Genomic DNA, 15,756 nt, shown 5'->3' on the forward strand with positions numbered 1-15,756 from the left:
TGAAGATTGCGAGCCACTACCCCTGCCGGAGAACCCAGCGGTGAAGTGTGGACCTCTACAGGGATAGCTCGTCACTTACTATCCCGGCGTCCGACCTGCGCGACACCGTCAGAACGCGCGGCCAATGCTTGTTGAACATCGGTGTCATTGTCCTGGGGAACGGTTAGGCTTCCCAAGGGTTAATCGCATCTACTGTTTGTTGCCGCCTTCCAAAGGGAAAGCACTATAGTGAGCGTCCCATTTGCTGTCTTTTTGCCCTCTTGGCGTCCATCTCTGCTCGTAACTTGGCTTTGCGGCGCTCTTGCTCGCTCGGCCCCCGTGGGGGCGGTGTCGGAGTCTTGCCCGCTTGTCCCTCAAGGTGAAGCACATCGGCCTGGGACAGCGATTGCAGCCGGTTCCGGCGCACCGGGGGTGGCGGCTGACCGATGGGCGGCACTCCCGCCCGTTTGCTTCGGGTCTTGGCCGAGGCGGTGTTCTCGCCGTTCGCCAGGGCTTGGCGGCGACGTTCCAGCCCGGCGTCCGCAAACCGGATAGGCAACTGTCCATCCGCTGCCGCCTTGATCACCCGCGCTTTGAACTCGGGCGAACCGTTCACGGTGATGCGCTCGCCGTAGCGTTCCATCGCCATCCTTAGCGCCTTCTGGATGCCTGCCTGGTCGGACTCCCTGGACACCTGGAGCCGGTCGCCATCGTCGCGCACGGCGCTGGCTCCGGCCCGGTAAATGATGGTGCCCTTCTTGGTGATGTTGTCGATCACCGGCGCATGGCCGGGCTTCGCCTGCCCCTCACCCTTCAAAGTGTTGCCCTTGAGGCCCTGGGCGGCCTCCCTGGCTCGCAACGCGGCCAGGGCCTCGGTATCGCCCTGCAAGGCTTCCCGTTTGAGCCAATCGGCCCATGTGCGGTGCCCGTGGGTTTCATGAATCGCCTGGCGTTCCTCGCGGTACTGCTTCTGGATCGCGTCAATGTCGGCTTTCAGGGCACTGCTGGCCTGCGCATACAGCACCTTCTTGGTCAGCCTGCCGCTGGTGAGCTTGATGGCCGCCCGCCGGGCCTTGCCCTTCTTCTTGGCGTTCTCAATCCGGCGGTCTTTCTGCCACCGGGCTTTGTCCAGGGCCGCCGTCTTGTTGGCTGCGGCGCTCTGCTGTTCTGATTTGAAGCGGGCGTAAAGCTCAGTAGTGTTTACGCGCAGCCGTACCGGGTCTTTGCGGTACTGGCGGCAGGGTTTGGCCTGTTGCGCCTGGTCAGGCTCGAACGGGCCGAAACGGGCCTCCAGCTTCGACTTGGAGAAATCCCGCCCCAAGGTGCTCGCCTTGACCGCCGCGTCATCACCGGCCACAACAACCAGCCCATTCCCCCGCGCCCGGAGTTCCAGGCCATTGTCACGCATGACCTGGTGTAGCTGAGCCCAGGACTGCGCGGTTTTGATGTCGTCCAGGCACTCGCGCTTGATCCAACCGATCAGGCTTTCAATACCGGCATGACGCTCCATGTCGGCGGCTCGCGCCTCAGCCCCACGTCGGCGCGGCATGTGGTTGTCTTGCTGCAACCCATAGTCCCGTTCCATGACCTCGCATAGCTCGGCCAGCGTCTGGTGTGGGTAGTAGGGTTCGTGGATGATGTTGCGTCTCGGGTGGATCTTGTTGACGGCGATATGGATGTGCAGGTTGTCGGTATCGTTGTGAACGGCACTGATGCGCTGATGCTCTCCAAAGCCCAGCCCCTTGCAAATACGGTCCTCGATGGCCACCAGGGTATCGGCCTCGATCTGTTCCCCGGCCCGGAAGCTGACAATCAAGTGATAGGTCTTGTCGTTCTTCGCTCGGGTATTGGCGAACTGGGTCGCTAGTACCTCGCTGACGGCATCCTGGACCGAATACGCCTCGCAGTTGGTCAACTGTACCGCGCCAAGACGGTGCTCCTTGCTTTGCTCGTCGGTGATGTAATTCACCAGACCAGCAAAGTCTGACTTGCCCCGGGAGCGCATAGAGACGTGTTTGGCGATCATCAGTGCCAGCCCCACATTTTAGCGGCTAAAAAAATCACGACCTGGCCCTTGGCTGCACCACGGATTTCAACACCTGACTCATTTCCTCCTGAGTGGCTTCGATCCTTCCGAGCAGGCTTAGGATGGTAGCCGCCCCGAAGTGAGCCGTTCTCACGTCATCTGTCAGCCAGAGCTTCAGTAATCCTCCCAAACGACCCAAGTCTCCATTTACACGAACCAACTCGCGGACATACTCGTAGTCCATAACGCCATTGACCTGGTAGCCCTGCCCCACTTCCCGCAGATAACAAGCAACGCTTAGCCCTGCCTGCCTGGCGTTGGATTCAATCAGTTCTCTCTCTTCCGGAAGGCAGTACACCTTGAGTGGAGTGCTGTTCTTCCGTGTCACCCTTTGCTTCTCACTCATGCCAGCTCCTATCTCAGATGCCATGCCTTGCAGAGCAGGATGTCCGTTGAGCACCGCAGGTGCGAATAAGGACCAGTGAAGAGGAACACCACGCTTGCGGGGTGGGACTACTTCACACATCCTGCCCGCACTTCAGCGTTGATTTTTGTAGGTACGCCATGTGCAAAGCATCGCTATTTCTCTGCATTTCGTTGCACGGATCTTTTTTTTCCTGTGCATCCGTGACAAACGGTCTCGCCCCCTGATGAAGTCGACACTTACGGCGATAATGCTGCGCTCCAGAAGCGGTAAAGCAGCGATCTAACAGCGATTTACCTATAGCGGTGTCCTTGCGCTTTCCATATTGAAATACACAGCTTTCCACGCGGTTTCCGCACTGCCCCTCAAATGTCAATGAACCAGAAGTGCTGCCCCTCAAGTGTCAATGAAAACACTCAAGTTTTGCCGACCGCGTTGCGTAGAGCTGTAAGCCCATGCGCGGAACTCATTCGATGAGGAAGACCCGCAGCCTTGACCGCTCGGTTCACAGCCGCGTGTCCGGCCCGCTCTGCCAGATCGGCGGGGCTACGATTGCGGTCACTCTCCAGCAGTGCATAGGCCACCAGTTGTTCTCCATTCATCAACCGATTGATCAAAGCGCCATACTCCTGGGTGAAGTGACGTTCGAGACGTGACCAAGCCGACAACGCCGTGCTATGCGTAAGATCCCACCAGCCCACGGCGCTACCCGCCATCCTCACGGCTTCATGGCTCCAGTGCCATTGGGTCGGTTCATGAGCATGGGCGCATACCTCACGCCACGCCTCCTCCAGACCAGGTATTCCAAAGTCCTCTGGGCGCGGCTCACAGAGAACCGCGAATGCAGCAGGTTGCGGTGGCCAGGATTCGTTACCCGTCCGCGTTGCTTCCTGCACCGCCTCACGACAGCGTTGAATCCCCAGCTCCAGATGTCGGCGAGTCAGAAAAGCCAGCTCAGCCATCCAGACACCTGATTCATCGAAGGCGCCCCACTGGCCCGTGAACTTCCAGCCGAACAACACACCAAGGGCATCAAACAACTGATCCACGTCAGCTTCTACGATCAGCGGACCAGTCTTCGTCGATGATTTCCCCACTCTGTTGAGCTTTGGCGCGTGCGCGTGCTTCTGCGGCGGTAACACGGCGCGATGGAGTGCGTTGGCGGCGATGTCCATTAGCGAGTCCTCCGGTAGTGGACTGAGCTGCGAGCACATCTTTGCGCAGCCAGTCGGCAAGCTTGGTATGCCAGGCAGCCGTACTGGCCGTGCGACCAGTATCGGCATGGTGGGCCGTGAACTTGGCGAGCTGATATCGCTCGGGAGCCAGATCAGTTGAGAGACCTGCTCGTAAACAGGCCATCGACAGCTCAGTCGGGTCCGGCGTCCATTCGAGGGTCATGGGAAAGCGATCAGAACATATTGGGATGGTTGACGAAGATTCCTGAAGAGAAACTGCGTCACTGTTCTGATCCGCTCGACCAAGCATCGACTCTCCCGCCTGAGAGTGAGAGAGGTTCATTGATGGTTCATTGATGGTTAGGGGGACACCAGATGTCCAGGGGCCCTGGTCACCAGGTGTCTGGGGGCCCCGGACTCCACGTCCCTGGGGGGTGGACTCGGTGTCCAGGGGGGTGTAAGTCCTCTCCGCGACTCGATTTGCCAGTCTCAGTTGATACAGGTTGCTGGTCTGCCCCGCCGCATTCCGACGAGGCTGAATGCTGAGTAACTGATACTCTTCGAACTCACGTAACCAACGGCGAACGCTCTTGGTACTGGACTCACAGCGACGTGCCAGAGTGGAGATGGCTGGCCAACACACCCCTTCTTCGTTGGCGTTGTCGCCCAACGCTACCAACAGCAAGCGACGCCCAGCCTTGTTGTCACGCTCGTTCAGGTAGCTCAGTTGGACATCCCATGCCCAGTTCATGGCGACAATACTCACGCCTTACCCCTTCGTATCCGCTTCACTTTGCCGCTCTAACCGCTCAGGCTTCATCAATCAGCCCTGCAACGTCGGTTGCACGGAAATAGACACGCCTTCCAACCTTCCTCTTGGCGGCATTCCATTTCACAGCAAACTCTGACTGGCTCTGCAAAGATATTCGGAGACCATCGGGACTACGCTTCAGTAATTCCGATAAATCGGTCAGTGAGAGCAATGGCCCATATCGTTCAAGCAACTGTTCTTCGGTTGTCATAAACACCTCAAGATAGCGCATAGCGAGATTACGCTTTTAATATCTACGCCAACTTTTGGTTATTTTCAAGCAATTGATTTAAAAGAAAAAGTATAGCTATACCTGCCTTGAAAAAGTTTATCTATACTTTCCTAAAAGCACTCACATTAATTCAATAACCACGATATCTTCATATAAAAACTCAAACAGTAGCCTAGGCACTCATGCCCCTCAAATGTCAATAACCGCCCTGGGTAAATAGCCTGCGCACTGGGCTTATTCAATGCGCTTTATTTCATTGACACTTAAGGGGCACTTTTTACGCAGGCCTCTGGAAGCATAGAGACATGCGCCGTGTACGGGGAAAGACTGGGCAGGAAAAAGATGGGGTGGTGCGATCATGTTAGGCCGCGCCAAAAGAGAAAAATTTTAGCCGCTAAAACTGCATCTCTACAGCCTTAAGCACGACTCTACTTTTTTGGTTTGGTGTAGTATGTTGTAGCATACTATTACAACATACTACATACCCCCTAGTTTTCGCTATCGAATGAGTCATTGGTGAAGGTTTTTTTCCATCGCCACTGCAGTTCATCCTCGTCATTGAGAATAAAAAGTCCTGACCAAATAGCGACCCAAAATTGCATTGTCACTAGCCACGGCCTCCCCATGAGCCATCCAATACCTCTCACCCCTGACATCCACAATGGTTCGCGACGGGAAAACTCTTCAGAGGGGATAACAACTCTCAACTTAGGCGCCCCAAACCCCCATTTCCAGTAGTCTTGCAGCCTTTGCTTCGCCCATTTTATAGAGTTACAATTCCACCACACACCCCATCGAAACTTCCACTCATCGTGCATCAACCAGCTATGTGTCAAATAGGAAATTTGAGAATCGAATTGAGAGACCGCCTCTCCCCCTTCAAGCTCTAATTTACACTTACGAAACTGCACAGACTCGATAGAAAACATTATTTTATTATTCGATAGGGCAATTAACTCTTGGCATGGCACATTCACCATGCTGCATACGATGGGACGCTCATCAATGTCACTCAAACAGATCTTTTCTTGATAGCGAATTTCACCTCCAATAGCCTCAAAGAAAACTTCAAGATTTAAAATCTTATGTTTTTTGGAGCGAAACGCCACCTTCGATACTTTCGCACCGTCATCAATAGGCTTTGCTAACTGTAAGGAGTACTCCAGATAACTTCCCAGAGGTATCCACCTTGCTCCCAAATGGTGACGACGAGCCCAAAGCTTATGGGAACGACGATAAGTTTTGAGCAAAAGGAACCTAGTTGTATAACCCCAAAGCCAAGAAAGAGCCTTCGCTATTAAGCCAAACGGCATTGGAATAGACATAAACACCTCGATTCCGATATTTACACAGTCTTCTAGCTAACTCAATGACTACAGCCCTTATGACACACTAGCACAGAAAAATAATTATTTATAATATAAACCAACCAATCTTAAAAAAACTTGTTACTTGATCAAAAATAAACAACAACACAAAAAACCGCAATTATTATCCTTTTTCAACCCAGTTTAACTTCTAGCTTTTTGTACTCTGCGGGGAGGGTGTTGTCATGAAACCTATATAGACTTGCGATCACTACCCGTGAAGACTTCCTGATTAGAAATCTTCTTTTTTATCAGATAGCTACTGGCAAACAACAGAAAATTTATAACGGAAATGAAATTTATATGATCTTCCTTAAATCCGCTGACGTGCAGTGGTCGTTCATCAACAACAGGTATAAAGTTGAGTGAAGCGTCTTGTATCATACGTCTATCTTCCGAGATTTCTTAGAGGTCAGCAACCACTTTAAAATTCTGCGGCTTTACTCCAAAGACGAACTCGAAATGACTTGACGCCCAAGCTTCTAGCTCATCCATAGAATACTTACTAGTGAGCCACCAGTAGTCATAACTAAAATCGCCATCATTGATTATCCATTGCCGACAAAGATCATATGTGGCTACCCAAGAATAGAATTTATCAAATGCAACCTGAACCAACTCTTTATTTTTATCAGGAAAAACCCTCGGGTAGATGTCGCCATCAGGCTTGTCTTTAAAAAGGGCCTCGTGCTCATTAAATAGTCGCAACCCAGCTTCAGAACACTTCGTCCCTGCTGCATAAACTCCCGGCCAACAAAAAAATGCTGGATTTTTCAACTTATCTTTCTGATATCTTATAAACCGAGAAAAAATCAATCTAATAGGTTGATTTTCATCACTAAAATCGAATGTGCTTTCCTCTTCCATCAGTTTAATAAGACTTGGCTTATTTTCTGACCACTCAGATATTAAGGAAGCTGATTCCAGTGGTGATGGGCAAACGATCGCATCAGATAGCAATTTCGAAGCCTCAAAATACTCAGACGAAGAATATTCTGTTATATAACCTTTAAGCTCCGGATGCCTTAAAGCAACCATACGACATAAAAACATGAACCTTATCCCAGGATCCACAGACTCTATAAACGATTCATAGTGCATTATCTCGAAAGGAAAACCATCAGAAGGGTTCATTGCCAAATCAAGAACCAGAAGAAAAAGTGCAACTAAGGGACTATCTATCGATTCAGGACGCTCTGACTCTGTAAGCTCTAAAAATGAAGAAAAGGCCCTATAATAAACACCGGACAACATACCCATTTCATCGAAATCATCCCATGTCAGATTCCCTCCATAAGCGAAGTATAGATACTGTAACTGTGAAAATCTCGCCTGACCTTCATATATGTCTTTAAGACCCACTGATGGAAGTTCAATATTAGAACCATAAAAGTAGCCATCTACTTTATTATCGCTCAAATCTCTGAACCCTTTGTGCCACTCATCTGCTTTTGGCAAAAACTCGAGTTCTCTATCAAAACAAGAAGATAGCAAGTTAATGAAGGATGAATACGCAATGAAAAAAGAGTGGCCCACCGACTCAAAAAGAGGATCAAGGGAAAATTGTCTTGCTGTCCCAGGAACTATAACCCTGTATTTAAAAAACTCGATATCATGAAAGTTATTTAAAATAACATTAATTGTCTTGAACTCTTCATCTCCTGGGTTAACCTCCTTAGCATTCAGCCTATTATATGCTGCGATCGATTTAACGGGCCCAGTCAACTCAATATATCTTTTTAGTTCAGCATGATTGATGTGAGCTTGCGATGGATAAGTTAAACTTAGAATCAAACCAGAGATAGATCCAGAGTGTTGCCACCAGTGAACTGTTTCGTGAAAATATGTAGAGAAAGCTTGAATTGTCTCAAAGTCGTAATCCCCTGACTTTGCAATTCCGCTTTCTACACGATCAAGCAGATGGTGTAAATCCGGCCTTAGCCTCAACACAAACTGCATTGAGTCATACAACCCTCTTGCATTGAGGCAGCTTCTATAGTCTTCGGTATATTCACTCGCCCATTGATCCCGAAGAATATTTTTATTAAGTTTCAAATCCATCCTCCAACTTATTCTTAAACCTAAGAAGCATTAGATAGACAGCATATTAATGATTAATTATATCTCTACAATGTAACTGTCTATCACCTTAATGGCAGCCAATGTCGATACGAGCGCTTTGGATCGATAGCAACCTCTCACTATCTCGAAACTTTTCCACATTACTCAAACATATTCATCCCCACTGATTTTATCCAGCTTCTCGACTAAATCCTCGGCCCTCAAGTGGGTATACCGCCTCAGCATCTGCATCGACTTGTGACCGCTGATCGTGGCGACCTCCTGGTCAGATAGCCCTGCTTCTACTAATCGGCTGATTGCCTCATGTCTTAAGTCGTGGAAGCGAAAATCACCAAGTCCAGCCTTCTTCTTCGCCTGGTTCCAGAGCTTGGTGTAGGCATATGGTCCACGCTTTCCGTCCCGCCCAGGCTCACCGAAGAACACCAGGTCACAGTCTATCGGCCGCACCGGGTTATTCAGCGCCTGCTTGAACACTTCGGTGGCGGCCTGGGTCAGCGGCACCAGGCGGGCTTCATTGTTCTTGGTGTCGGTGAGGCGCACCACGCGGCGATTCACATCAACCTGCAAACGGGTGAGAGTCAGGATCTCCGACGAGCGCATGCCCGTTTCCAGGGCGATTCTGGCGATCCAGGCCAGCATGGGGTTGCTGTGCTGCCGTAACACCGCGAACAGGCGCTTCTCCTCGTCGGGACTCAGGCGGCGGTCGCGCCCCTCCCCCGGGCTGGGCTTGCGGATGTTCTGGACGGGGTTGTAGGTCAGGCCCAGCCCCCACTCCTGGATGGCCACGGTGTAGAGGTGGCCGAGCAGGGCGAGCTCCAGGCGCACGGTGTTAGGGCTAATAGGCTGCCCCCGATGCCCGAGGCTGTTCAGCCGGTCATCGCGGTAGTTGGCAACCAGGTCTGGCGTCAGAGCTGCGAGGGAGTATTTGCCCAGGTGCTTGATCAGCGTGCGGGCCTTGTGGCGCTCGCTCTTCTGGGTGCTGGGCTTCTTGGTAGGGGTAACGTCGGCCAGGTAGCGCTTGAGGGCGGCTTCGAGCGTCATGCGCTCCGAGGCGCTGCGCTGGATATAGACACCGCGCACCATCTCGTCTTCGGTGCGGCGTGCCCAGTCCTGGGCATCACGCTTGGTGCGGAAGGTCTTGGCGGTGGTAGGCCATCCAGTCTTGCGGATGACGGCTTTCCAACTACCAGAGGGGGTCTTGACGATGGTGGCCATGAAAAACTCCAGAGGGCTGAAGGATCGGCACTGTACCGAAACTGTACCCTTGGAACATGGGACTCACCAGCTAGAATTGCTAAGCGCTTGATTTTATTGGTGGGCCCAGCTGGACTCGAACCAGCGACCAAGGGATTATGAGTCCCCTGCTCTAACCAACTGAGCTATAGGCCCTGCATTGCGCGGCAGTATGATAGCGAATGCCGTCGCGCTAGGCTAGCGTTGGAAGCGTGATCGATGCGGCGGGCACTTTTCTGCGCTTGGCAGGTCTGGAATGGTGTCAATGATTCGGAGATAGCCTATTGAAAGCGTACCTTGCCATCGTACCCCTTCTGCTCTCCCTACCCGCCCAAGCGGCCTGGCAGCTCGACCCGGCTCAATCGCGCCTTGAAGCCACAGTGGTCGAGATTACCCCTAACGGACCAGTACCACACCAACATCAGCTTCGCGAATTGCGCGGCGATATCAGCCCCGAAGGTACTCTGCGCTTGCCGTTGCGACTCAACCAGACCGATGTATTGGATCGACTGGGAGAACTGCCACCCTGGCTGTCGGGTGTGAAGGAGATGACCTTGGCTACCTTGGTCACCCAACTCCCGCCTGAGCGTCTGGATGCCCTTGGTGTGGGCGAGTCGATGACCGAAACCTTGATGTTCCGAATTCAGTCCGAAGACGTCACCCAACAGGAGCCGCTCAAGCTGCGCTTCACTCGCCACACGCACGATGAAATCCAAGTCACCAATGCCGAGCGGGTAGCACTGGATGGCCGCGAGCTGATGGCCAATCAAACCGCGCGCAGTGTCATGCTGCTGCTGGGTTACGAGCAGATCGGTGACGAGGTACCGGTGCAGCTCGATGCCACCTTGATCGACCGCTAGCTTTACGACTGCCCCACACTCACGCTGGCTGCACGCCTTCTGGCAGATGAGTTAGTCTTCACTCGCCTTTTTCGTTAAAGCGAATCAATCTCATTGAGTTTTTATTTCTTGTTGGTATGCTTGCCTCGCTCACAACCTAAGCAAGACATGCATAACCAGCAAGGGCACTCATAATGAAAAAGACACTGTCCCTCGGCCTCGCCGTCGTCGCCGGTTCAGCGACGATGGCGCTGCAAGCCCAGGAAGAACAGGACACCATGGTGGTGGTCGGCTCGCGCACACCGACCCAGATCAGCCAGATCCCGGGCGCTGTGTGGGTAATCGAAAAAGAGGACTTGCAACAGCAGATCGAAACCGGCGCCGATCTCAAGACTGCCCTGGGCAAGCTGGTACCGGGGCTCGACATGGCTCCCCAGGGGCGTACCAACTATGGCCAGAACCTGCGTGGTCGTAGCGTCCAAGTACTGATCGACGGCGTATCGCTCAATAGCTCACGCGGTCTCTCCCGTCAGTTCGACTCCATCGACCCCTTCAATATCGAACGCATCGAAGTGCTCTCCGGCGCCAGCAGCCTATATGGCGGCGGCGCCACTGGCGGCATCATCAACATCATCACCAGAAAGGGTGATGTCGGCGGCCCCAACTGGCGCACCGAAGCCGGGGTTACCACGGGTTTCAATGACAGCAATGACCTCGATAAGCGCGTCGCTCAATCGATCAGCGGAGGCAGCGAACGGGTACAGGGCTATCTTGGCGTTGCCTACCAGGACAACGGTCGCCAATTCGATGCCAATGGCGACGAGATATTTCCGGATATCGCCCAAACCGACCTGCAGGACAACCGCAGTATCGACGTGCTCGGCAACCTGACCTTCAACCTGGATGCCGACCAGACCCTCGAACTCGGCGCCCAGCTCTATCGCTCCGGTTACGAAGGCGATCGCGGCGTCTACTTCCCCAACCTGGACGCCCCCACGCCCGACCTGAACGATGCTGAAATCCGCGACGGCTATCGCTCGGATCGCGATCCGGCCACCGACCGCAAGACGGTCAATGCGCAATACCATCACGGCAACCTGTTGAGTCAGGACTTCTATCTCCAGGTCTTCCACCGCGAGGAAGAATCCAGCTTCCAGGCCTTCCCTTATCCCGTCACTGATGGCTCCGAATTCCGCGCCTCCAAACAGAACACTAAGCTCAGCGGGATCAAGGCGCTGTTCGATGCCCAATTGAGCGACAGCATCGGTCTCACCTACGGCCTGGACCTGGATCGCGAAAAATTCGACGCCAGCCAGATGATCTTCGACAAGGCCGTGTCCGATGCGAGTGGCGGCCTGGTGCAGGAGCGGGCCAGTGTCGAGCCACGCTACCCCGGCTATCAGGTCGATGGCATCGCTGCCTTCGCCCAAGGCAAGTGGCAGGTGACCGATGGCCTGCAGCTCTCCGTCGGAGCGCGCCGCCAGCATACTGACGTCGAGGTCGACGATTTCAAGGGCATCCCCGGTGGCGAGAACGACTACGATGCCACTCTGCTCAATGCCGGTGCCCTTTATGACTACGGCAATGGCCACCAGAACTGGCTGCAATTCAGCCAGGGCTTCGAACTGCCCGACCCGGCCAAGTACTATGGCAAGAGCGCCGACATCAGCGTTGCCGAAAACCCGCTGTCCGCCATCGAGACCGATCAGGTCGAGCTCGGTTGGCGCTATCGTGGCGGTGACTGGCTGACCCAGGCGGCGATCTACTACTCCTGGTCCGACAAGGCGGTGGAGAATGCCGAGGACCTGAGTGTGACGGTGGTCGACGAGAAAAAGCGCGACTACGGTTTCGAAGGCGCCCTGACCCGTTACTTCGACAATGGCATCGAGGCCGGCGGCACCCTTCATCTGGTACGCTCCGATCAGGAAAACGACGAAGGTGAGTGGGAAAAGCGTGATGCTCGCTATGCCTCGCTGTCCTCGGCCACTGCTTTCGTCGGCTGGACCGATTACATTCGCTCGGCACGCCTGCAGACCAACCATGTCTTCAACCTGGAGGACGATAACGACCGCCAGATCGATGGCTTTACCACTCTGGATCTGCTGGCGAGCCAACGGACCGACTTTGGCAAGTTCAGCCTAGGGGTGCAGAACCTATTGAATGAGCAGTACTCCACCGTATGGGGCCAGCGCGCGGCAATGTTCTATTCCCCCTACTACGGCCCGGGATATCTCTACGACTATCAGGGCCGCGGCCGCACCTACACCCTGACCTGGTCTGTCGACTACTGAGTCATCTTACTCGCGATATGCTCGCACCTTTCACGCCTATCCTCGCGATGGGCGTTTTTCAAGGTTGCCCCGTCATGCCAACACCACATCGTTATTCGGTCGCTGATTTTCGGAACTTCGGCCAGCACTATGGCATCGACTATCGATTTCCCATGCTGGGCTCCCGCTCGCAAGGCCCGCAGGAGCGCCACGCCGTGGTGCAGGGGCAAGTGGAGGAACTCGAATTGCGCCCCGGCATCAGGCTGACCACGTCGGACCTCGAGATATTGCAGCACTACGAATCCACCTCGCTGCTGCCATCGCCACTCTTTATCGTCGTCATCCTGCAAGGCAAGGTTCGGATCAGGCTCGGTCACCAGGAGGTGGAACTGACGGAGGGCATGGCAACGAGTACCCGTTTCCACGACAGTCTGGCACTGAACGCGTATCAAGTGCCGGGGCAACGGCTGAGAACGCTGAACCTTTCACTGAGTCCCGACGCGCTGAAAGAACAGGCGGCACACGATACGGCACTGACGACACTGTTAGATGCTCCCCCGGCGTTGCTGCACAAGTGGCACCTGCCCGGCTATCTACTCCCTTCGCTGGAGGACGGCTTGAGCAACGGCTGGCAAGGACACCGACGCCAACTGCTTTGGGAAGGGCTCGCACTACAGCTCCTGGCCCATGGCGCACCTGGCCCTATGCAGCAGCACTCCGCCACGGAGGGGATTCTGCTCCCTGGGGAACGCCAACGCCTGGAAGCCGTACGCCATCAACTGCACGACGATCCCGCCAAGAATCACTCCCTGCAAAGCTTGGCCCAACTGGCTTCCATGAGCTCCAGCAGCCTGCGCAGCAAGTTCCGCGCCGCTTACGGACAGTCGGTTTTCGACTACCTTCGCGACCGTCGACTGTCACTGGCCCGAGAGCTTTTGCTTGAGGGCTTCAGCGTCCAACAAGCCGCTCATTTCTGTGGCTATCGTCACGCCACCAACTTTGCCACTGCTTTCCGGCGCCGCTTTGGCATCGCACCGAGCGATTCAAGGGGACAACGAGCCGATGGTTTTCGGATAGAACCTGAGATTTAGGGAGCCCCAGCCTGTTTGGCACGATGCATAGGTTTCCTGTCACTGGGCATAGCCTGACAACACATCAAGAATGTAATAATTCTCATTACCATAAATATCAATGTGTCGTTCGTCAGGAACTACCCACCCATGCCTTCAAGACATCCCCTTTGTTTCAGTATCGCCATCATGGCGGGCAGCACCTTGGTTCCCACCTGGGCAGCTGAGGACGCTCAAGACACACAACTGTCGACCCTGACCATCACCGCCCAGCAGGCGGCAACCAAAGTCGAGACGCCATTCATCGAAACACCGCAATCGATCTCGGTGATCACCGACGAACAGATCGAGGAACAGGGCTCGCAGACCGTCCAGCAAGCAACCCGCTATACGCCCGGGGTCTTCAGCAACCAGATCGGTGCCTCCAAGCGCTACGACTATCTGGTGCTGCGAGGCTTCGCCGATGGCAGCATCGACAATATCTACCTCGATGGCCTCAAGGTATTGGGCGATAGCGGCACCTTCACGTCCCTGCAGATCGATCCCTACTTTCTCAAGCGCATCGAGGTGGTCAAGGGGCCCTCATCGGTACTCTATGGCCGTGCGTCTCCTGGTGGGTTGGTCGCCCTGACCAGCAAGCAGCCACTGTTCGAGCGTTACCGCCAGGTACAAGCCACTATCGGAACCCAAGGTCAGCGTAGTACCGGTTTCGACTTCAGTGGCCAGGTTGGCGATAGTGGACGCATGGCCTATCGCCTTACCGGCCTGGCTCAGCAATCCGACACCCAATTCGACCATCTCGAGGAAGAGCGCTATGCCATCGCGCCGTCGTTCACCGTCGACCTGAGCGATGCTACCAGCCTGACGCTGCAAGCCTATCTGCAGAAGGATCCCGAAGGTGGCTCGCACAGCGGTTTGCCGGCCGAAGGCACGCTTTTCCCGCGTAATGGCCGCAAGATTTCCCGTCACTTCTTCGAGGGCGAACCGGACTTCGAGACGTTCGATCGTTCCCAGGTGATGCTCGGTTACCAGTTGGAGCACACCTTCAACGACACCTGGTCGGCACGCCAGAACTTCCGTTATCTGAACGCTGAGGTCGAACTCGACCAAGTCTATGCCTACGGCTGGGCTTCCGAGACCGAGCTCAACCGTTACTATTCCGGCGCCGACGAAACCCTGGATGCCTATGCGGTCGACAACCAGTTGCGAGCGGATTTCGCGACTGGCGCGGCGGACCACACCATGCTGTTCGGTGTCGACTACCAGCGTCGCAAGGCCGATGTCGATTGGTTCTCCGGTACCTTCCCGCCCATCGATGCCTTCGATCCCGAATACGGGGCCGAACCGCTCAGTATCGTGCAGACCAACCAGGACCGTCGTCGCCTGGAGCAGACCGGCGTCTATGTGCAGGATCAGATCGCCTTGGGCAACTGGCGCCTGACGCTGGGAGGCCGTCAGGATTGGGTCGAGCTATCCACGACCGACCGCGAGAGCGGCACGGGCACGGAGGGGGATTGGAGTAAGTTCAGTGGCCGTGCCGGCTTGCTCTATCTCTTCGATAACGGTGTCGCTCTCTACCTGAGCTATTCCGAGTCGTTCAACCCCAACAGCTATGCGGATCAGGATGGCAACCTGCTCGAACTCACCGAGGGCAGTCAGTACGAGTTGGGGCTGAAGTACCAGCCACCGGGCAGCGAGAATCAGTTCACCGCGGCACTGTTTCATATCGATCAGGAGAACGTCGCTACCAAGCGCCCTGCCGAACCCTTCTACCGCCCGGTTGGTGCGATTCGGTCACAAGGCCTGGAGTTAGAAGCCAGGATGCGGATCACCGATGCCTTCCACCTGCTGGCCGGCTACACCTACACCGATATCCGCTACCATCGTGCGGAAGACGGCACCCAAGGCAATGACACCAACATGGCACCACGCCACTTGGCGTCGCTTTGGGGCAATTACGCATTCGGCTCTGGGGCGCTACGTGGCGTTACGCTAGGTGGTGGCGTGCGCTATGTAGGTGAGAGCTGGGCAGACAAGGAGAACACGCTGCGTGTTCCTGCCTATACGCTGGTCGATGCCAGCCTGGGCTTGGATCTGAGCCGCTTCGGCCTCACTGGCATGGAAGCGCGGATCAACGCCAACAACCTGCTCGACAAGGAGTACATCGCGTCCTGCTACGACCTCGATTTCTGCTACTTCGGCGAGGAACGCAATGTTACCGCCACCTTGAGCTACGAGTTCTAGGCAA

12 protein-coding genes and 1 tRNA gene are annotated in these 15,756 nt (G+C 54.7%); 4 read left to right on the plus strand and 9 right to left on the minus strand.

Features of this window, described 5'->3' with window-relative positions; translation table 11 throughout:
- Nucleotides 1-223: 223 nt before the first annotated feature.
- The 9 genes from traI to L861_RS09530 form a co-directional block, all read right to left on the minus strand.
- A complete protein-coding gene (gene traI / locus L861_RS09490) occupies nt 224-2,005 on the minus strand; it encodes a TraI/MobA(P) family conjugative relaxase (RefSeq protein ID WP_027947934.1) in 1,782 nt (593 codons plus the stop codon).
- Nucleotides 2,006-2,039: 34 nt separating this feature from the next.
- Nucleotides 2,040-2,411 carry a conjugal transfer transcriptional regulator TraJ gene (traJ, locus tag L861_RS09495; RefSeq protein WP_016416857.1) on the minus strand — a complete coding sequence of 124 codons (372 nt, stop codon included), beginning with the start codon at nt 2,409-2,411 and terminating at the stop codon, nt 2,040-2,042.
- Nucleotides 2,412-2,845: 434 nt separating this feature from the next.
- Nucleotides 2,846-3,478, minus strand: a complete 633-nt coding sequence (locus L861_RS09500; RefSeq protein ID WP_016416858.1) for a replication protein P — start codon at nt 3,476-3,478, stop codon at nt 2,846-2,848.
- Between the two features lies 1 nt (nt 3,479).
- Nucleotides 3,480-4,370: a DnaT-like ssDNA-binding domain-containing protein gene (locus L861_RS09505; RefSeq protein ID WP_144063001.1), complete on the minus strand. Its 891-nt coding sequence runs from the start codon at nt 4,368-4,370 to the stop codon at nt 3,480-3,482.
- A gap of 43 nt (nt 4,371-4,413) precedes the next feature.
- Nucleotides 4,414-4,626: a hypothetical protein gene (locus L861_RS09510; protein WP_016416860.1), complete on the minus strand. Its 213-nt coding sequence runs from the start codon at nt 4,624-4,626 to the stop codon at nt 4,414-4,416.
- A 509-nt stretch (nt 4,627-5,135) separates the two neighbouring features.
- Entirely contained in the window at nt 5,136-5,972 is an 837-nt protein-coding gene (locus tag L861_RS09515) for a hypothetical protein (RefSeq protein ID WP_016416861.1), read from the minus strand.
- A 447-nt stretch (nt 5,973-6,419) separates the two neighbouring features.
- Entirely contained in the window at nt 6,420-8,075 is a 1,656-nt protein-coding gene (locus tag L861_RS09520) for a hypothetical protein (protein WP_144063002.1), read from the minus strand.
- 165 nt (nt 8,076-8,240) lie between these two features.
- Nucleotides 8,241-9,311, minus strand: a complete 1,071-nt coding sequence (locus L861_RS09525; RefSeq protein ID WP_016416863.1) for a tyrosine-type recombinase/integrase — start codon at nt 9,309-9,311, stop codon at nt 8,241-8,243.
- A 97-nt stretch (nt 9,312-9,408) separates the two neighbouring features.
- Nucleotides 9,409-9,485: transfer RNA gene (locus L861_RS09530), tRNA-Ile, on the minus strand.
- A gap of 128 nt (nt 9,486-9,613) precedes the next feature.
- Here L861_RS09530 and L861_RS09535 point away from each other — a divergent pair.
- The 4 genes from L861_RS09535 to L861_RS09550 all read left to right on the plus strand — a co-directional run bounded on the left by L861_RS09535 (nt 9,614) and on the right by L861_RS09550 (nt 15,752).
- Entirely contained in the window at nt 9,614-10,189 is a 576-nt protein-coding gene (locus L861_RS09535; protein ID WP_016416864.1) for a hypothetical protein, read from the plus strand.
- A 173-nt stretch (nt 10,190-10,362) separates the two neighbouring features.
- Nucleotides 10,363-12,459, plus strand: coding sequence for a TonB-dependent receptor (locus L861_RS09540; protein WP_016416865.1), 2,097 nt, complete (start codon nt 10,363-10,365; stop codon nt 12,457-12,459).
- A 74-nt stretch (nt 12,460-12,533) separates the two neighbouring features.
- The gene (locus L861_RS09545) at nt 12,534-13,529 is read left to right on the plus strand and encodes a helix-turn-helix transcriptional regulator (RefSeq protein WP_016416866.1); all 996 of its coding nucleotides are present in this window, start codon (nt 12,534-12,536) and stop codon (nt 13,527-13,529) included.
- Nucleotides 13,530-13,658: 129 nt separating this feature from the next.
- A complete protein-coding gene (locus L861_RS09550; RefSeq protein ID WP_016416867.1) occupies nt 13,659-15,752 on the plus strand; it encodes a TonB-dependent siderophore receptor in 2,094 nt (697 codons plus the stop codon).
- Nucleotides 15,753-15,756: the final 4 nt, after the last annotated feature.

Origin of the sequence: Litchfieldella anticariensis FP35 = DSM 16096, from assembly GCF_000409775.1 — a bacterium.
GTDB classification, from domain to species: Bacteria; Pseudomonadota; Gammaproteobacteria; order Pseudomonadales; family Halomonadaceae; genus Litchfieldella; species Litchfieldella anticariensis.